The sequence below is a fragment of the Pantoea trifolii genome (assembly GCF_024506435.1).
Taxonomy (GTDB): domain Bacteria; phylum Pseudomonadota; class Gammaproteobacteria; order Enterobacterales; family Enterobacteriaceae; genus Pantoea; species Pantoea trifolii.
Window position 1 is genome coordinate 161,128 of record NZ_JANIET010000002.1, and the last position, 17,426, is coordinate 178,553.

Genomic DNA, 17,426 nt, shown 5'->3' on the forward strand with positions numbered 1-17,426 from the left:
TGGATTTCGAGGTCATTATGAAAAACGCGTCACCCTGGCGGATAGGGTTTGATATTGGCGGCACCTTTACCGATCTGGTGCTGTTAAATGACATCTCTGGCGAGGCGATTCGGCATAAAACCCTGACCACGCCGGAGGATCCTTCGGAAGGGGCGTACACCGGCTTAACCCAATTGGTGGAGCTGGCCGGGCTCAAAGCCAGCGACATTCACACCATCACGCACGGCACGACGCTGGCCATCAACGCGCTGCTGGAGCGGCGCGGCGCGAAAACCGCCTTCGTGGTGACGCGCGGCTTCCGTGACGTCTTGGTGCTGGGGCGTGAATACCGTTATGACATCTACGATCTGAATGGCGCACCGGCGCAGCCGCTGCTGCCGCGTTCACAGTCGTACGAAATCAGCGAACGCGTGACGGCGCGCGGCGAGGTGATAACGCCGCTCGACGAAGCCGAAGTGGTGCGGCTGGCCGCTGAGCTGCGCGACCAAGGCTATGAAGCCGTCGCCGTGCTCTGTATGCATGCCTATGCGTGGCCGGAACATGAGAATCGCATCGAAGCGATTTTGAGCCGCGAACTGCCGGGCGTATCCATCTCGGTGTCGCACAAAGTGTCGCGGGAAATCCGCGAATACGATCGCGGCGTGCTAACCGCCATGAACGCCTTTGTGCAGCCGAAAGCGCGCCGCTATATGGCACGACTTGAGACCAAATTGCGCGAGGGCGGCTTCACCTGCGACTGGCTGGTGATGGGATCGAACGGCGGCCTGATGGCACCGCAAGTGGCGGCGGATTATCCCACGCGCATCATTGAATCCGGCCCGGCAGGCGGCATCGTCGCCACCGCCGCCTTTGCGCGGAAAAATGCCGAACGTCAGGTGCTGGCGTTTGATATGGGCGGCACCACCGCAAAAGCGTGCGTAGTGCGCGATGGCGAACCCTCCATCACCATCGATTACGAAGTGGGGCGCGCGGATCGCCTGCTGAAAGGCAGCGGCTTGCCGGTGAAGTTGCCGGTGGTGGACATGATTGAGATTGGCGCGGGCGGCGGCAGTATTGCGCGCGTCGATTCCCTCGGCCTGCTGGAAATCGGCCCGGAAAGTGCCAGCGCCTGGCCGGGTCCAGCCTGCTACGCACGCGGCGGCGAGCAGCCAACCGTCACCGACGCCAATCTGGTGCTGGGCTTGCTCGATCCCGATGCCTTCCTTGGTGGCCGCATGCCGCTCGACGTAGAAGCCGCGCGCCAGGCGATTCGCCGCATCGCCGAACCGCTGGGGCTGAGCATTGAAGACGCCGCGTGGGGCATTCACGAAGTAGCCAACAGCAAAATGTCTGAAGCGCTGCGCACCCATTCGGTGGAGAAAAACGTCAGCCCAGCGCAAATGACTATGCTGGCGTTTGGTGGCGCGGGCCCAAGCCACGCCTGGTCGCTGGCGAAGCAGCTAAGCGTTAAGCGCGTTTACTTCCCGAACGGAGCGGGCGTTTACTCGGCCTTCGGCTTATTGACCGCGCCGCCCAGCGCTGACTTTGTACGCAGCGATCGCTGCCGCCTGCAGCCTGGCATTGATGTAAAACGCATTGCGGCGCTGTTCGCCGAAGGCTTTGACGAAGCGATCACCACGCTGGCGGCGGCCAACGCCGATCCGAATACCGCGATTCAGCAGAAGCTTGCGGGCGTGCGCTATGTCGGCCAGGGATCGGAGCTCACCGTCACGCTGCCGGAAAGCTTCCTTGCGCAGGGCGATGTGCAAGCCCTGATCGACAGTTTTGAAGCCGCCCATCTGGCGCGCTTTGGTCGCACCTTGCCGGGACAAGGCGTGGAAGTGGTTAACTGGCGCGGTCGCGTGCAGACCACGCCACCCGCGCTGAATACCACCGATCAACTCAGCCATCCTGAACCCGACGCGCGCGAGAAGAGCTTGCAAGTCTATCTGGGCCGCGAGCAGGGCTTCAGCAGCTGCCGCGTCATCCCGCGCAGCTTACTGATCACCGGCGAAGCTATTCACGGCCCGGCGCTGCTGCAGGAGAAAGAGTGCGCGATTTATGTCGGTCCCGGCGCATCCGCGCAGCTGGACGCGCAAGGTAATATTTTGATGGAGCTGAACTGATGAGTGCGACAACCCACGATCATCTGCGTTTTCTCGACGATCCGATTAGCCTGCGCATCACCTGGGATCGGCTGGTCAGCATCTCGGAAGAGGCGGCAGCCACGCTGGTTAACATGGCGTTCTCCAGCATTATCCGCGAAGTGGGCGATTACTCGTGCCTGCTGATGGATGCCAGCGGCAGCTCGCTGGCACAACCGAAAACCAGCGTACCGGTGTTTATTGGCACCTTGCCCGCCACGGTGCGCCATCTGCTGGCGAAATTCCCGGCGGAGACGCTGAAACCCGGCGATGCGCTGATCACTAACGATCCCTGGCTCGGCACCGGCCACCTCAATGACGTGACGGTGGTGACGCCAGTGTTCCGCGCTGGCAAGCTGGTGGCGTTTACCGGCGCGGCGGCGCACATGTCCGATATCGGCGGCTCGCTGAATATGGGCTCATCGCGCGACATGTTTGAAGAGGGATTCCTCATCCCGCCGAGCAAACTGATGATCGCGGGCGAGGTGAACCAGCAGTTGCTGGATCTGTTCCTTGCCAACGTGCGCTCGCCGGATCAGGTGGAAGGCGATCTACACGCCATGCTGGCGGCTAACCAAATTGGCGCTAACGGCTTACTCGGCTTGATGGAGGATTTGCAGTTGGAATCGGTAACGCCGCTGGCGGAGAAGATTCACTCGCTGACCGAAATCGCCATGCGCAAAGCCATTGAGGCGGTGCCGGATGGTCGCTATGAAGCGGCGGTGGATATTGGCGATTACGAAGGCGATATCCATCTCAATGTGGCGGTGATTGTTGATGGCAGCAACATCACCATTGATTATGCCGGTTCGTCGGCGGAGTCGCTGTTTGGCAGCAACTGCCCAATGTCATTCACCTATGCCTACAGCGTCTATCCGCTGAAATGCCTGCTTGAGCCGCATCTGCCGAATAACGAAGGCTGCTTTAAATCCATCACCGTCACCGCGCCCGAAGGCTCGATTGCCAATGCGCGGCCGCCTTGTGCGGTGGAGATGCGTAACCGCGTCGGACACATGGCGCACGCCGCCATTTTCACTGCGCTGGCCGATATCATGCCGGATCGCGTAATGGGCCACTCGGGCAGCGCGCCGGTCACCTGCGACGTGTTCGCCGGACAATTTGATGACGGACGCCGCTTTGTCGAAAGCCTGTGCGTCAACGGCGGCACCGGCGCGCGTCCTGCCGCCGACGGTATCGTCACCGGCTTCCCCGGCAACATGTCCTCCACGCCGGTTGAGCTGATTGAATCCGCCACGCCGCTGCTGTTCCTGCAGAAATCCATCGTGCCCGATTCGGGCGGTGCCGGGCGTTATCGCGGCGGCGTGGCGCAGCGCATGGTGATTCGCAACACCAGCAAATATCCGCTCTCGCACAGCATGTTCTATTCGCGGCAAAAACACGCGGCAGAGGGCGTGTTAGGCGCGGCGGCGGGTGCACCGAACGTTGTGGCGATTAATGGCGCATCGCTGGCGAAACCGGTGGGACGCCATGATGTGTTACCCGGCGACGAAGTCACCATTCAAATGCCGGGCGGCGGCGGCAAGATGCCGGTGGCCGAACGCGATCTCAACGCCATCCTGTGGGATGTGCAGGAAGGTTACATCACTGAAGCGGGCGCGTTGCGTGATTACGGCGTGAACCTGCATGACCTTAAAAGAGGCTAAAACATGGACAGATTAACAGGAAAGGTGGTGCTGATTACCGGCGCGGGCAGCGGAATTGGTAAAGCGGCGGCAGCCGGTTTTGCCGCGCGCGGGGCGCAGGTGATTTTGGTAGGACGACGTCAGGCGGTGCTGGATGAGGTGGCGGCGAGCCTGATCGCGCAGGGCGGTAAAGTGTCGGCTTATGCGGCAGATATCGCGCAAAAAACCGAGGTTGAGGCGCTGGTGGCGTGGGCGATAGCCGAACGGGGCCAGGTCGATATTCTGGTTAACAACGCCGGCAGCGCCAGCAAGACGCTGAATGCGCGCTGGATTGCCGAAGAGGAGTGGGATCAGGTACAGGACGTCAACATGAAAGCGGTATTCCTGCTGACGCAAGCGCTGCTGCCGGACATGCTGGCGCGCAAAAACGGCACCATCATCACCGTATCCTCACTGGCGGCGCTGCGGCCAAATCTGCTGGGTGGCGCGGCCTACGGCGCAGCGAAAGCCGCGGTGCGCAACTTTATGACCTATCTGCACAACACCTTCCGCAACGACGGCATCCGCTCAACCTGCATTTTACCGGGTGAAGTGAACACGCCGATCATGGATAACCGCGCCAATCCGCCGGATCAGGCGATTCGTGATGGCATGGTGCAGCCGGAAGATGTGGCTGAAGCCATTCTGCTGTGCGCCAGCTTACCGGCGCGCACCGTGGTGGAAGAACTGATTGTCGCGCCGACGGTGCTGCGCGATCTCTCCGGCGATCTGGAGATCAGCCGCTGGAAAAATGCCCCGGCAGCGTGCCAGGCCGAACGTGAAAAATCGTAATAGGAATCCTTATGTCGAGCCAAAATTTTAAAGCCGCCGAGGCGGTATTACGTGTAGAGCGCACCTCGCTGCGTGTGCAGCAACCTGCGTCGAGCGGCGATATGGTTTCTCTGGCGATGGGCGAACCGGATTTCGATACCCCGCCGCGCATCGTGCAAGCCGCGGTTGAAGCACTGCAAGCCGGTTACACCCATTACGCGCCGCTGCTCGGTGACAAAGCCTTGTGCAGCGCGCTGGCGGACGAGGTATCCGCGCAAAGCGGCAACGCGGTGAAAGCCGGTGAAATTCTGGTCACGCACGGCGGCACCGCCGGTCTTGCGGCGGCGATTCTCTCCATCGTCAATCCAGGCGATCGCGTGGTGATCCCCGATCCAACCTATTCGCTGTACGCGGATTTGGTCAATATGGCCGGCGGCATCTGCGTGCCGATGCCGTGCCGCGCGGATCTGCACTGGGATCTGGAACGTCTGGATCGTGCGCTCGACGGCGCCAAACTGTTTGTGTTCTGCAATCCCGGCAATCCCACCGGCATTGTGCACAGCCGCGCCGAAATTGAAGCGCTAGGCCAACTGGTGAACCAGCACGATACGCTGGTGATCGCTGATGAAGCTTATAGCGATCTGGTATTTACCGATCGTCCCTTTACCTCGGTGCTGCACATTCCCGCCTTTGCCGGACGCACGCTGTTCTGTCAGACTTTCTCTAAAAGTTACGCCATGACCGGCTGGCGCGTGGGTTATCTGGCGGGACCGGCGGAGATGATCGCCGCCGCCGCGCGCGTACACAATACGGTGAACGGATCGGTGAACAGCGCGGTGCAGCGTGCGGCGCTGATGGCGCTGACGCAGTGTAAAGATGACGTAAAACGTATGTATGATGTCTACCGCCAGCGTCGCGTGCTGATGATGGAAGGATTGTCGGCGATTCCAGAGTTGAAACTGAATGAACCCGAAGGCGCGTTTTACTGCTTCCCGGCCTATTCGTTGCCGATTCCGGCGATTGATATGGTGTCGTTGCTGCGCGAACAGGGCATCGCGGTGCGGCCTGGCAGTGAATTTGGCGCGGCGGGCGAAGGGCATTTGCGCCTCTCTTACGCTGCCAGCAGTGAAGCCATTACTGAAGGTGTGCGCCGTTTGAAGCGCGGCCTGGCCAGTTTCAAGTAACATCAGCACGTTTAAGGAAGCATACCCACAATGACGGGAAAACCGATGCGCAGTGATACCGAAAGAAACCGCAAGAACCTGATTCAGGCAGCTGCCCGCTTGTTCGAGCGCTCCGAAACCCCGATAAGCATGACGGAAATCGCCGCGGAAGCTGGCGTCTCCGTGGCCACCGCCTATCGTCAGTTTACGTCGGTTGAAGAAGTGCTGAATGCTTATCGTCAGGACGTGGGGCAACTGCTGCTGGATTACAGTCTCGAGCAAAGCTGCAGCGGCTTACTGAAGCTGGAAAAAGTCAGCCGTTACTGGATCAAACTGGTGCGTGAGCGCGGCGCGGCGATGGTGCCGATGCGTAACCGCCGCGGCTATCTGGAACGTTTATGGGAAGGCGCGGAATACCTGTTAGTGCAGGCCGACGCGCTGCGCCCGGCGTTGCGTGAAGCGATGGAGGAGATGGAGCTGCCGGATATTGGCGATAAGGCGGTGTTCCTGTGGAATATCCTGTTCGATCCGCGCGAAATCTTTGATTTGCTCGACACGGTAGGGCTGACGGAAAAACAGGTCGGCACCCAGCTGATGTCGGTTCTGGTCGGCGGTTTACGCGGCTTCGCTACCGCGAATGAATTCATCGCCGAAGCCAGCCGCAGTAAATAGTTTATGTGCCAGGTCGCCATGAATGGCGACCCTACAAAACCCGCTCGTAGGGTCGCCATTCATGGCGACCTGCCTTAAAGCTTCGCGGTTAACGCCCGCAGAGGGGGCCGCAAAACCTCATGCAGCGCGCGGATCGCCGGGGAAAACTGTTTGCGATGCGGGCAGATAAGGTGCAGTGGCGTGCTTTCTCCCGGCATCTCCGGCATTACGCGCTCCAGCCTGCCGGCCAGCACGTCGTCACACACATCAATCCACGATTTATAGGCGATGCCCATACCGGCAATGGCCCAGCGCCGCGCCACTTCGGCGTCATCACATAGCATGCGGCTTTTCACCGTGATCTGGCGGCGCATGCCATCCTGCGGAAATGTCCATTTGTCGTAAACGTGGCCGCCCATAATAAACAGCAGGCCATGATGATGCTGCGCGATCTCCTCCAGCATCTGTGGGCGACCGTGACGATCGAGGTAATCCGGCGACGCCACCATCACGCGGCGATTGTCTTCTGCCAGCGGCAACGCCACGTAGCTGCTGTCTTCCAGCTTGCCGTAGCGAATGGCAATATCCACGGGATCGCGGAACACGTCGCTGATCTGGTCGGAAAACGAGAGACGCACCGCCAGCGCTGGATGCTCGCGGCAAAAATCGGTGATCAGCGGCAGGAGAATATTGCGGCCAATGTCTGATGGCAGCGCGATTTTAAGCTCGCCGCTCAGCGCATCTTCATCGCTCTGCAAGCTGTCGGCACCGGCATGCATCAGCGCCAGCATCTCCTGCGCATAGGGCAGATACTTTTCCCCTTCGGCGGTTAAGCGCAGGCTGCGGGTGGAACGGGCAAACAAGCGCCGGTCCAGTTCCCGTTCCAGCCGCTGGATCGCCGCGCTGACCTGTCCGGGCAGCAAATTCACCTCGCGCGCCGCGCGTGAAAAGCTGCCGAGTGCGGCGGAACGCACAAACAGGGTGACATCTTCCAGTCGGATCATCTTCTTATACATCGTGGTAGTCGGCAGGGATTTTCACTCTAAGAGTGAAAGTGTTCACCTGCAACTGGCATTTTTCATTGCGCTGCGGCCCGCTATGCTGAATTCACTTCACGAAACCTGCTGATGAATAAGGATCTGCCTGATGAAAGCCATTGTTTATAGCCAAAACGGTTTACCGATTTCCGATGAAAATGCGCTGTTTGAGCTGGAGGTTGATAAGCCAACGCCGGGCGCGCGCGATCTGTTGGTAAAAATTCACGCCATCGCGGTGAATCCGGTCGACACCAAAGTGCGCGCCGGTGCGCCAACCGATAAGCCGCGCATTCTGGGTTGGGATGCGGTAGGCGTGGTGGAAGCGGTGGGCGCAGAGGTCACGCTATTCCAGCCGGGCGACGAAGTGTTCTACGCCGGTGATATCACTCGCGCCGGCAGCTATGCCGAATATGGTCTGGTGGATGAACGCATCGCCGGGCACAAACCGCGTTCGCTGAATGACGCCGATGCCGCCGCGCTGCCGCTGACCTCACTCACCGCGTGGGAACTGCTGTTTGATCGTCTGGAGGTGCAGGCCGATGACAACGCCGCGCTACTGATTATTGGCGCAGGCGGCGGCGTTGGCTCCATGCTGACGCAGCTTGCCAGCAAATTGACCAGGTTGACGGTGATCGGTACCGCATCCCGCCTGGAAACGGCAGATTGGGTGCGTTCACTCGGCGCGCATCACGTGATTGATCATTCTCAACCGCTGGGCGAACAGCTGGCGGCAATTGGGCATAAAGAGGTGCGCTATGTCGCCTCGCTGACGCACACCGACAGCTATTACGATCAGCTGATTGATGCCCTTGCGCCACAGGGCAAGCTGGCGTTGATCGACGATCCCGAGACGCTGGATGCGGTGCCGCTGAAGCGCAAAGCGATTTCGCTGCACTGGGAATTGATGTTTACCCGCTCGTTGTTCCATACCGCCGATATGCAGCGCCAGCATGAGATTCTTCAGCGCGTGAGCCAGTTGATTGATGACCAAACCCTGCAAACCACCGCGGGTGAACATCATGGCGTCATCAGTGCCGCCAATCTGCGCAAGGCGCATGCGTTGATCGAGAGCGGTCGCGCACGCGGTAAGATTGTGTTGAGCGGGTTTTAAGTATTTTAAATAAATCAGGAGATCTCACATGACACTCAATGATGCAGTCGCTCGTCGTCACACCGTCAAAGCGTTTGAGGGCGGTAAAAGCCTGCCGCAGGATGAAATCGACACCTTGCTAAACGTGCTGCGCAACAGCCCGTCATCGGTGAACTCGCAGCCGTGGCATTTTGTGGTGGCGTCCACCGCCGCCGGTCGCGAGCAGATGGCCAAATCCACCGAGGGCGCCTTTGTCTACAACAGCCCGAAAGTGTTGAACGCCTCGCACGTTATCGCGCTGTGCATGCGTACCGATCTCGATGAAGCGCATTTACAGAATGTGCTGGCGCAGGAAGAGAAAGATGGTCGTTTCGCCAAACCAGAAGGCAAAGCGGGGCAGGATAAGAGCCGTCGCAGCTACGTGGATATGCACCGTTACGAGCAGCGCGATGTGCCGCAGTGGATGGAAAAACAGGTTTACCTGGCGTTAGGTGGATTGTTGCTGGGTGCGGCGATGTTGGGCATTGATGCCACGCCGATGGAAGGTTTTGACCAGCGTGCGCTGGATCAGGCGCTGGGCCTGCGCGAGAAGGGCTTTACCAGCGTGGTGCTGGTGTCGCTGGGCTATCGCAGCGAGGCGGATTTCAACGCTGCATTGCCGAAATCACGCTTGCCGCGTGAAGAGATTTTTACCTTTATTTAAAATTTGCGGTCGCGATTTCGTAGGGTGCGCATTTATGCGCACCGTTTCAATGGCCGCACCCAACCGATGGAAACCGCAAGGTAAAACGATTCACGCCATCTTCGCTGTGCACCTCACAACGTCCCTGATGCAGCCGCATAATGCTGCGTACAATCGATAATCCCAAACCGCTGCTGCCCTGATGCCGTGACGCGTCGGCGCGCCAGAAGCGATCAAAGATGCGCGCCTGCTGTTCGGCACTCAGCGGCGAACCCTGATTTTCCACCATCAAACTGTTGCCCTGATTGAAAACTCGTACGGTGGAATCTCGATCGCCATAGCGCAAGGCATTCGCCATCAGATTCGCCAGCGCGCGTTGCAGCAGTTGCGGATCGGCGCGAAGTTCGCCGTGCAGCGTCATCTCCAGCCGCATCGACTGCTCTTCTGCCATGCCGTCAAAGTAGTCCTGCAACTTCTCGCCAAGCTGCGCCAGATCGATGTCCTGCAGATCCATTGCCTGGCTGGCATCTTCCGCTTTGGCGAGAAACAGCATGTTGTCGATCATCTTCGCCAGCCGGTCCAGCTCCTCGTAATTGGAGCCGAGCAGCGCCTGATAATCGCCGACGCTGCGCGTCTGACTCAGCGCCACTTCGGTTTGGCCGATCAGCGTGCTAATCGGCGTACGCAGATCGTGCGCCATATCGGCAGAAACCTGGCTCAGCTGGTGATAACCCATTTCAAGGCGGCTCAGCATCTGATTAAAAGCCGCCACCAGCGGCTGCAGTTCCGCAGCTGCCTGTTCAGGCATGCGCTGCGCCAAATGGCGCACGTCAATGGCATCCGCCTGCGCCGCCAACCGACGCAGCGGTGTTAAAGCGCGCCGCACCAGCCAGACGCTGATCGCCGCCACCAGCAACGCCGCCAGCGCGGTGGCGAGGATGATTTGATCGCGATAACTGTTGAGCGTTTGCGTGCGGTCGCTCATCAGGCGACCGGTGATGATCTCAATCTGGCCGTTGCCATCGCGCGTTGGCGCCAGCGCGGCTGCCGAGATAAACGGCGTGCCGTCTGCGGCGGCGAGATGATGTACCGAGGACAGCGCCAGCGGTTGATCGGCTGGAACCGGCGTAATCGCAGGAATCGGGCGCTGGCCAGGATTGACCACAATCAGCGGCGGCTGGCCGGGAAAACGCAGCACCAATAACGATTCGGTATTACCGAGCATGTTGGCGAACAGACGCGGTTTTTGCTGAATCAACGTAATCGCATCTTCATCGCGCAGCAGCGTGCGAATCTGATCGATACGCGTCAGCAGCGCCGCGTCATCGCGCACGCCAATTTGTGTCGCCAGCGAGTGATAAAGCGCAATACCGCTGAGGGAAAAGATGACGATCACTGTGGCGCTGAGCAGCAGCGACAGGCGGGCGGCGAGCGAACGGGTCTTCATGATTCGGCTTCGCAGCGATATCCCACGCCGTACACGGTGTGAATCAGCGGCTGGACAAACGGGCCATCAATTTTCTGTCGCAGACGTTTCACCGCTACATCCACCACGTTGGTGTCGCTGTCAAAATTCATGTCCCACACGCGTGAGGCAATCAGGGTGCGCGTCAGCACTTCGCCGGGATGCAGTAGGAACAAGTGCAGCAGGTTGAACTCTTTATTGGTGAGATCGATACGCTGGCCGCCGCGCTCAACGCGACGTTTCAGGATATCCAGTTGCAGATCGGCCAGTTGCAGCACATCCGGCAACTTCTGCTGCCCGCCGCGCCGCAATTGGGTACGCACGCGCGCCAGCAGCTCGGCGAATGAAAAGGGCTTCACCAGATAATCATCGGCGCCCAGCTCCAGCCCTTTGATGCGATCCTCCAGCGTGCCTTTGGCGGTGAGGAAAATCACTGGCGTATGGATCTGCTTATCCAGCGCCGCCATCACTTGCCAGCCGTCCATGCCGGGCATCATTACGTCCAGCAGAATCAAATCGTAATGATGCTCCTGCGCATAGAACAAACCATCCTGACCGTTTTCCGCCACATCGACGATAAATCCCGCTTCGGTCAATCCTTTGCGCATGTAATCGCGCGCTTTGGCTTCATCTTCAATCACCAAAATTTTCATGCGCTTCTCCGCGGGATAGGGTTTCAGGGCTGGGCGTGTAACGCGGCTTGCTCGATCAACTTCGCGACGTCATCAGGATGCGATTGATACACCGAATGGCTGGCTCCGGCAATCTCCACCGTGTGGCTGTGCGCGCGTTTGGCGTACATGCGCTCCAGATCGGGACTGATGATTTTGTCAGCTTTCGCCACCATGTACCAGCTAGGCTTGGTCTTCCACGCCGGGTCAGGAATGTTGGCGGTGAACACGGCTGAGTTGGTTGGCATCTGCGCGTGCGCTTCAAAATCAACCTGCGCCGCCGGTAAATCGGCAGCGAAATCACTGTGGTAATTTTCCGGCGCGATGGTTAGATAACCGTCGCTGGATTTAGCAAACGGATGCGCGCTGTTGGGGAATTTTTTGCCGTTGCTGGCTTCGGTTTCGCCGTTATCCAGCGCATGCGCTGCGATATAAACCAGCCCAGCCACTTTCGCGTCGTTACCGGCTTCAGTGATGATCGCACCGCCGTAACTGTGGCCGACCAGAATCACCGGGCCATTTTGCTGATCGATAATGCGGCGCGTCGCCGTCACATCTTCCGGGAAGCCGGTCAGCGGTTCTTGTACCAGCGTCACGTTGTAGCCGTCATGCGTCAAACGGTCATACACCGGACGCCATCCCGCACCGCCGACGAACGCGCCATGCACCAGCACAATATTCTTCACCGGCTGCGCCTGAACCTGTGCCGCGCCGCCTGCGATAGCCAACAGCATGCCCGCTGCAAAAGTAAGTTTGTTCAATTTCATCGTAATGCTCCTGATGGGAAGGTAGGCCATCAGGATATGCAATCGGCTCTGACATCAGCGTGAGCGAGTTATGACAAAAGAATGACATGCAACTGGCGAGCATTAAGTAAAACTTAATGGGGCATCAATAAAAGCTAACCTACTAACAATTATAAGTATTTACTCTGCATTAAATCCGTAATTTCTGTAGTGGGATCATGTCCACCATGTTATTAACTCTGTATGACGTTGTGAATTTAGCTACCTGCCGGAGAGAACAATGAAGAAAAGTTTGTCCTTTGCCTTACTGCTTTCACTGAGCGCGTTTAGCCACGCTTCTTTTGCTCAGGAAACCTTGCGTTTCGGCGTCGATCCCACGTTCCCGCCGTTTGAATCCAAAGCCAGCGACGGTTCGCTGCAGGGCTTTGATATCGATCTGGGTAACGCCATTTGTGCCCAGGCGAAAGTGAAGTGCCAATGGGTGCAGATTGGTTTTGATGGCAGCATTCCGGCACTGCAGGCGAGAAAGTTTGATGCCATTCTCTCGGCGATGTCGATGACCGAAAAACGTCGCGAGCAGGTGGCCTTCAGCGACATGCTTTATGTCACGCCGAGCGCGTTACTCACACCGGCCAACGCGCCGCTAACCGGAGACATTAACGCGCTGCGTGGCAAAAGAATTGGCGTCGCGCAGGGCACCATTCAGGAAACTTACGCCAAAGCGCAATGGGCAACCAAAGGCGTGAGTGTGGTTTCTTACCCCAATCAGATGGAGATCTATCCGGACTTGGTGGCAGGACGTCTCGACGCCAGCCTGGCAAATGCGGTTTCGGCAGAACAAGGTTTCCTTAACACGCCAGCAGGCAAAGACTACGTCATCAGCGCCACGCTGGTGGATAAAGAAGTGTTGGGCAATGGCGTGGGCATTGGATTGCGGAAAGACGATGCGGCCAATCTGAAGTTGATCAACACCGCGCTGGCGGAACTGCACAGCAACGGCACTTACGATCAACTGGCGAAGAAGTACTTCAAATTTAAGGTTTATCCATAATCTACCCGCGTCGCACCTGACTGCTCCCTCTCCCGCGCGGGAGAGGGTTGGGGTGAGGGCGCTATCATCGTCAGGAATCAACATGTCAGCTCTACCTCACTACCCAACTCAACGCGCCCGTTTTCTCGCTGCCGTTAAACGACAAAACGGCGCATTAACGTCTTACGCGCATCCGTTACCCGGTCCGCAAGGAGAGGAACTTTTCACCGATGTGGCGGTGATCGGCGATGCTAAGGCATCCCGTCTGATGCTGGTGATTTCCGGTACGCACGGCGTGGAAGGCTATTACGGCTCCGATTGCCAAATCGCCTGGCTGGATACCTTCAACCTCACGGCGCTGCCCGCTGACACCGCCATCGTGATGCTGCATCTGCTCAATCCGTGGGGCGCAGCGCATTTACGCCGCGTCAATGAAGACAACATCGATCTCAATCGCAACTTCATCGATTTTTCACAGCCCGCACCCGCCAATCCGGATTACGCCGCGTGGCATGGCATTTATCATGGCGATCGCGCCAGCGCCGATAAGCTGTTAACGGAAACGCTCAACAGCGCCGGTTGGCCAGCGGTAAAACGCGTGGTGGAAGCGGGGCAATATGGTGCGGCGGACGGTTTCTTTTACGGCGGCCAACAGCCAAGCTGGTCGTATCGCACGCTGGAAACCATCATCGCCCATCATTTATCGCAGGCCAAAACCATCATCAGTTTCGATTTGCATACCGGCGCGGGCGCATGGGGACATCCGATGCTGCTGTCGATTGCCGAGCAGCGCTTCGCTGCGCATGACTGGGGCAAAGCGATTTACGGCGAATGGTTAACGCTGCTGTTCACCGGCGCGGGACGCGACAGCGAAACCGGCGTCACCGCGACGGCCACCGGCTATGTCTCGCAATTCCTGCTGACCTCGCTTCCGAACACGCAGATTTTGCCGCTGGTGGTGGAGTGCGGTACTTATCCCGGCGAGGAGATGCATCGCCGCGTGCGCGACGATCACTGGCTGCATCTGCAAGGCGATCCAGCCAGTGAAAGCGGGCAGGCGATTAAGCAGGAACTGGTGGAAGGATTCTGGCCCGCCGACGCTGACTGGCGGGCGCTGGTGGCCTTTCGCACTCAGCAAATCTTCGTGCGCGGCTGGCGGGCATTAATCGATTTATAAGCGTCCGTAAAACGTCATGCGGGCGGTTTCCGACAGCGCAATGCCCGGCTCGGTGTTGTACGCCAGCACCGCCAGCATGCGCGTGATATCGCCTTCGGTTGGCGTGACGCGATGCAGCGAATTGCGGCCACGGAATAGCACCAAATCCCCGGCATCAATCGCCAGCGCTTCCACTGGCTGGCGCTGATCCAGCACCGCTGCCACGCCGTCGAAATTCATCTCGCCGGCATCGGCATCGCGCAGATCCTTCACGTACTGGAACACCGCGCCGGCGCGCGGCTTCTGCACCAGCAGCGTGATGGCGAACGACGAGTTATCAAAGTGCCAGCCCAGTTCCTGACCGTCGGGCGCGTAGTGCAGATTGATCGACGACAGCGGATCGGCATACGGATAGAGCGCCTCTTCACCCAACACATCGCACAGGAAGCTTTTAAACAGTTCATCGTTATAGAGCTGGCGCAGCGGCGAATCGGCGGCAATCACATCATCGGTGATGCAGCCTTTGGTGCTGATGACATCGCGATTGCGCGGATGATCGGCGCTAAAAGCCTCATCTTTCTTCATCAGATAAACATTGTGTTTGCTGGCGGTATGATACGCCAGATGGCGCTGCGCCTCACCTTCGGCAATGATGGCTTGCAGCGCGGCGGGCTGCAGAAACTGACGCAAAACTAACGCGCCGTGCTGATTAAGTTGCTCACGGCAGGCGCGACGCCAGTCGGCATCGGCCAGCGGATGCAGTTCGAAACGAATCAAGGCAGACATAGTTTCACTTCTCATGTGTTACAGGTGTGTAAAGACTGTAACTCGCTGATATGTTAATACGTAATGATAAAAATTTAACACCTTGCTAAGGAAACCTTAATGCCCGCGCCATCACCGCGTTTGCCCAAAATCAGCGTTATTCAATCGTTCAAAGTGGCGGCGGAACTCGGCAGCCTGGCGAAAGCGGCTGCGCAACTGGCGTTAACGCCCGCTGCGGTGAGCCAGCAAATTCGCCAGTTGGAAGAACAATTAGGCAGCGCGCTGTTTGTGCGCACGCAAAGCGGTGTGATGCTGACGGAGATGGGCAAAGAGTATCTGCGTTATGTCACCGAAGCGTTTGACATTCTGCATCTCGGTCAGCAAAACCTGCGTCATGCGGCATCAACACCGCGTTTAACGCTCTATTCGCTGCCGGCGCTGGCCTCAAAATGGCTGCTGCCGAATATTGCGCAGTGGCGCGAGCAATGTCCTGATATCGATTTAGCGTTGCACGGCACGCATACGCAGGTGGATTTCAACGCCACGCCCGCCGATTTTGTTATCTGTTTCGGCGAAGATCGTTATCCGCAGTTGGATAAGCAGTTGCTGTTCCTGGATGAAGTGTTGCCGGTGGCGAGTCCGGCGCTACTGCAACGTTTTGCTGATCAGGATGTGTTGCAGCATGCGCCGCTGATCCACCTTGACTGGGGCAACGAAGGGCGCTTTTTACCCGACTGGCGCAGCTGGTTTCAGGCGAAGGGCATTGACGATCCGCCACCGCAGCCGTCGTTCAGTTTCAATCTCACCTCGCTGGCGATTGATGCCGCCGTGGCAGGCGCGGGCTTGCTGCTCGGTCAGCGGCGTTTGATTGCCAACGAACTGGCGTGTGGCGATTTAGTCATCGTCGATCCACTTAGCCTGCCGCTCAGCAAACCCTATTTCCTTGCCTGGCCGCAGCGTTCGCTCAGCCAGCCGGGCAGCGACGCGCTGATCCGCTGGCTCACGCAGCTAGCGGGTTAACGCAACCACTCGTAGGGTCGCCATTCATGGCGACCTGGAAAAGAAAGGGAGTTCACCAATGACCACAGATCTCAACTTCTGGCTTACCGCGCTGGTGGTCGGCATCACCATTTTGCTGTGGGCCAGCGCGCGTTTGCCGGAATACGTCACCGCGCTGCTGTTTTTCGCGGCGGCGATGTTGCTACAGCTGGCGCCCGCCAGCAGCGTATTCAGCGGCTTTGCCTCATCGGCGTTCTGGCTGGTGCTCAGCGGTTTTGTGCTGGGCGCAGCGATCCGCAAAGTCGGCCTTGCACAGCGCTGGGCCAACTGGCTGGTGGTGCCGCTCAGCCAAAGCTGGCCGCGTATGATTGCAGGCACCGTGCTGCTGACGTATTTGCTGGCGTTCGTCATGCCCTCAAATATGGGACGTATCGCGCTGCTGATGCCGGTGGTGCTGGCGATGGGCGAACGCGCGGGAATCAAAGCGGGCAGTCGCGGCAGTATTGGCCTGGCGCTGGCGGTGGGATTTGGCACCTTCCAGCTCTCCGCCAGTATTTTGCCCGCCAACGTGCCTAATCTGGTGCTGAGCGGCGCGGCGGAGAGCGCGTATCAGCTACATCTGCAATGGCTGCCATGGTGGTTGCTGCACATGCCGGTGGTGGGCATCGCTAAAGGATTGTTGTTGATTGCTTGCCTGCTGTTGCTGTTTCGTGCTCAACCCAAAGCGGTGCTACAGCGCGATAGCTTAAGCGCGCTCAGCCGCAGCGAGTGGCGCTTGATTGGCCTGCTGGCGGTCACCTTGCTGCTGTGGATGACCGACAGCGTGCACGGCTTACCGGCTGCATGGGTAGGATTGGCCGCCGCCTGCATCTGTTTGCTGCCGCGCGTGGGGTTTATCTCCAGCGAGGACTTCGCCAGCGGGGTGAATTTCCGCACCTGCATCTACATTGCCGGGATTCTCGGCGTCGCCACGCTGGTGGTGGATTCCGGTCTGGGACGGATGATCGCCAACGCGCTGCTTAGCGTATTGCCGCTGCAGGATCATCCCTCCTTTAGCAATTTCGCGGTGCTTAATGCGCTGGTATCGCTGCTAAATTTTGTGCTCACCGCCAACGGCGTGCCGGCGATGGTGACGCCGATGGCGCAAGAGCTGGCGAACGCGTCCGGTTTTCCGCTGCTCACCGTGATCATGTTGCAGGTGTTTGCCTACGCTACGCCGCTGCTGCCGTATCAGGCATCGCCGGTGGTGGTGGCGATGGGGCTCGGCAATGTTCCGGCGAAGGCCGGTTTGCAGCTGTGCGCGCTGATTTTTCTGCTTAGCGTGGTGTTGCTGTTACCGCTGGATTACCTGTGGTTTCGGCTGCTAGGCTATGCCTGATATCTCTGCGTGAGAAT

16 protein-coding genes are annotated in these 17,426 nt (G+C 58.7%); 11 read left to right on the forward strand and 5 right to left on the reverse strand.

The genetic code is table 11. The features are described 5' to 3' along the window. The first annotated feature begins 17 nt into the window (after positions 1-17). From NQH49_RS20105 to NQH49_RS20125, 5 genes are read left to right on the forward strand one after another with little or no spacing between them, the layout of a single operon-like run. Positions 18-2,105, forward strand: a complete 2,088-nt coding sequence (locus NQH49_RS20105) for a hydantoinase/oxoprolinase family protein (RefSeq protein ID WP_256698530.1) — start codon at positions 18-20, stop codon at positions 2,103-2,105. Next, the gene (locus NQH49_RS20110) at positions 2,105-3,787 is read left to right on the forward strand and encodes a hydantoinase B/oxoprolinase family protein (RefSeq protein WP_256698531.1); all 1,683 of its coding nucleotides are present in this window, start codon (positions 2,105-2,107) and stop codon (positions 3,785-3,787) included. The genes NQH49_RS20105 and NQH49_RS20110 overlap by 1 nt, the downstream gene beginning before the upstream one ends. Positions 3,788-3,790: 3 nt before the next feature. After that, on the forward strand, positions 3,791-4,597 hold the full coding sequence (locus NQH49_RS20115; RefSeq protein WP_256698532.1) for an SDR family oxidoreductase: 807 nt from the start codon (positions 3,791-3,793) through the stop codon (positions 4,595-4,597). Positions 4,598-4,608: 11 nt separating this feature from the next. Further along, positions 4,609-5,760, forward strand: a complete 1,152-nt coding sequence (locus NQH49_RS20120) for a pyridoxal phosphate-dependent aminotransferase (RefSeq protein ID WP_256698533.1) — start codon at positions 4,609-4,611, stop codon at positions 5,758-5,760. A gap of 30 nt (positions 5,761-5,790) precedes the next feature. Then, entirely contained in the window at positions 5,791-6,411 is a 621-nt protein-coding gene (locus NQH49_RS20125) for a TetR/AcrR family transcriptional regulator (protein ID WP_154156549.1), read from the forward strand. 74 nt (positions 6,412-6,485) lie between these two features. On the opposite strand, the gene NQH49_RS20130 is transcribed toward NQH49_RS20125, so the two are convergent. Continuing rightward, positions 6,486-7,394: a LysR family transcriptional regulator gene (locus NQH49_RS20130; protein WP_256698534.1), complete on the reverse strand. Its 909-nt coding sequence runs from the start codon at positions 7,392-7,394 to the stop codon at positions 6,486-6,488. A gap of 142 nt (positions 7,395-7,536) precedes the next feature. On the opposite strand from NQH49_RS20130, the gene NQH49_RS20135 reads away from it, so the two are divergent. Next, positions 7,537-8,538 carry a zinc-binding alcohol dehydrogenase family protein gene (locus tag NQH49_RS20135; RefSeq protein ID WP_256698535.1) on the forward strand — a complete coding sequence of 334 codons (1,002 nt, stop codon included), beginning with the start codon at positions 7,537-7,539 and terminating at the stop codon, positions 8,536-8,538. Positions 8,539-8,566: 28 nt separating this feature from the next. Then, positions 8,567-9,220 (forward strand): oxygen-insensitive NAD(P)H nitroreductase, encoded by a 654-nt coding sequence (gene nfsB / locus NQH49_RS20140; RefSeq protein WP_256698536.1) that lies wholly within the window; start codon positions 8,567-8,569, stop codon positions 9,218-9,220. A 46-nt stretch (positions 9,221-9,266) separates the two neighbouring features. On the opposite strand, the gene NQH49_RS20145 is transcribed toward nfsB, so the two are convergent. From NQH49_RS20145 to NQH49_RS20155, 3 genes are read right to left on the reverse strand one after another with little or no spacing between them, the layout of a single operon-like run. Beyond that, entirely contained in the window at positions 9,267-10,646 is a 1,380-nt protein-coding gene (locus tag NQH49_RS20145; protein ID WP_256698537.1) for a heavy metal sensor histidine kinase, read from the reverse strand. Next, on the reverse strand, positions 10,643-11,317 hold the full coding sequence (locus NQH49_RS20150) for a heavy metal response regulator transcription factor (RefSeq protein WP_256698538.1): 675 nt from the start codon (positions 11,315-11,317) through the stop codon (positions 10,643-10,645). Before NQH49_RS20150 ends, NQH49_RS20145 begins: the two co-directional genes overlap by 4 nt. Before the next feature lie 23 nt (positions 11,318-11,340). After that, the gene (locus NQH49_RS20155) at positions 11,341-12,102 is read right to left on the reverse strand and encodes an alpha/beta hydrolase (RefSeq protein WP_256698539.1); all 762 of its coding nucleotides are present in this window, start codon (positions 12,100-12,102) and stop codon (positions 11,341-11,343) included. A gap of 259 nt (positions 12,103-12,361) precedes the next feature. Here NQH49_RS20155 and NQH49_RS20160 point away from each other — a divergent pair, with 259 nt between their 5' ends. After that, on the forward strand, positions 12,362-13,132 hold the full coding sequence (locus NQH49_RS20160; protein ID WP_256698540.1) for a transporter substrate-binding domain-containing protein: 771 nt from the start codon (positions 12,362-12,364) through the stop codon (positions 13,130-13,132). Between the two features lie 82 nt (positions 13,133-13,214). Then, the gene (locus NQH49_RS20165) at positions 13,215-14,288 is read left to right on the forward strand and encodes a DUF2817 domain-containing protein (protein WP_256698541.1); all 1,074 of its coding nucleotides are present in this window, start codon (positions 13,215-13,217) and stop codon (positions 14,286-14,288) included. On the opposite strand, the gene NQH49_RS20170 is transcribed toward NQH49_RS20165, so the two are convergent. Continuing rightward, positions 14,283-15,053 carry a 2OG-Fe(II) oxygenase gene (locus tag NQH49_RS20170; RefSeq protein ID WP_256698542.1) on the reverse strand — a complete coding sequence of 257 codons (771 nt, stop codon included), beginning with the start codon at positions 15,051-15,053 and terminating at the stop codon, positions 14,283-14,285. The genes NQH49_RS20165 and NQH49_RS20170 overlap by 6 nt on opposite strands. A 99-nt stretch (positions 15,054-15,152) precedes the next feature. On the opposite strand from NQH49_RS20170, the gene NQH49_RS20175 reads away from it, so the two are divergent. Together NQH49_RS20175 and NQH49_RS20180 are read left to right on the forward strand one after the other, a co-directional pair. Continuing rightward, on the forward strand, positions 15,153-16,052 hold the full coding sequence (locus NQH49_RS20175; protein WP_256698543.1) for a LysR substrate-binding domain-containing protein: 900 nt from the start codon (positions 15,153-15,155) through the stop codon (positions 16,050-16,052). A 58-nt stretch (positions 16,053-16,110) separates the two neighbouring features. Further along, positions 16,111-17,409 (forward strand): SLC13 family permease, encoded by a 1,299-nt coding sequence (locus tag NQH49_RS20180; protein WP_256698544.1) that lies wholly within the window; start codon positions 16,111-16,113, stop codon positions 17,407-17,409. Positions 17,410-17,426 lie beyond the last annotated feature (17 nt).

Excerpts from the sequence above, each read along its gene's own strand:
- NQH49_RS20105 (WP_256698530.1), top strand. The coding sequence starts at position 18 with ATGAAAAACGCGTCACCCTGGCGGATAGGGTTTGATATTGGCGGCACC.
- NQH49_RS20110 (WP_256698531.1), top strand. The coding sequence starts at position 2,105 with ATGAGTGCGACAACCCACGATCATCTGCGTTTTCTCGACGATCCGATT.
- NQH49_RS20115 (WP_256698532.1), top strand. The coding sequence starts at position 3,791 with ATGGACAGATTAACAGGAAAGGTGGTGCTGATTACCGGCGCGGGCAGC.
- NQH49_RS20120 (WP_256698533.1), top strand. The coding sequence starts at position 4,609 with ATGTCGAGCCAAAATTTTAAAGCCGCCGAGGCGGTATTACGTGTAGAG.
- NQH49_RS20125 (WP_154156549.1), top strand. The coding sequence starts at position 5,791 with ATGACGGGAAAACCGATGCGCAGTGATACCGAAAGAAACCGCAAGAAC.
- NQH49_RS20130 (WP_256698534.1), bottom strand. The coding sequence starts at position 7,394 with ATGATCCGACTGGAAGATGTCACCCTGTTTGTGCGTTCCGCCGCACTC.
- NQH49_RS20135 (WP_256698535.1), top strand. The coding sequence starts at position 7,537 with ATGAAAGCCATTGTTTATAGCCAAAACGGTTTACCGATTTCCGATGAA.
- nfsB (WP_256698536.1), top strand. The coding sequence starts at position 8,567 with ATGACACTCAATGATGCAGTCGCTCGTCGTCACACCGTCAAAGCGTTT.
- NQH49_RS20145 (WP_256698537.1), bottom strand. The coding sequence starts at position 10,646 with ATGAAGACCCGTTCGCTCGCCGCCCGCCTGTCGCTGCTGCTCAGCGCC.
- NQH49_RS20150 (WP_256698538.1), bottom strand. The coding sequence starts at position 11,317 with ATGAAAATTTTGGTGATTGAAGATGAAGCCAAAGCGCGCGATTACATG.
- NQH49_RS20155 (WP_256698539.1), bottom strand. The coding sequence starts at position 12,102 with ATGAAATTGAACAAACTTACTTTTGCAGCGGGCATGCTGTTGGCTATC.
- NQH49_RS20160 (WP_256698540.1), top strand. The coding sequence starts at position 12,362 with ATGAAGAAAAGTTTGTCCTTTGCCTTACTGCTTTCACTGAGCGCGTTT.
- NQH49_RS20165 (WP_256698541.1), top strand. The coding sequence starts at position 13,215 with ATGTCAGCTCTACCTCACTACCCAACTCAACGCGCCCGTTTTCTCGCT.
- NQH49_RS20170 (WP_256698542.1), bottom strand. The coding sequence starts at position 15,053 with ATGTCTGCCTTGATTCGTTTCGAACTGCATCCGCTGGCCGATGCCGAC.
- NQH49_RS20175 (WP_256698543.1), top strand. The coding sequence starts at position 15,153 with ATGCCCGCGCCATCACCGCGTTTGCCCAAAATCAGCGTTATTCAATCG.
- NQH49_RS20180 (WP_256698544.1), top strand. The coding sequence starts at position 16,111 with ATGACCACAGATCTCAACTTCTGGCTTACCGCGCTGGTGGTCGGCATC.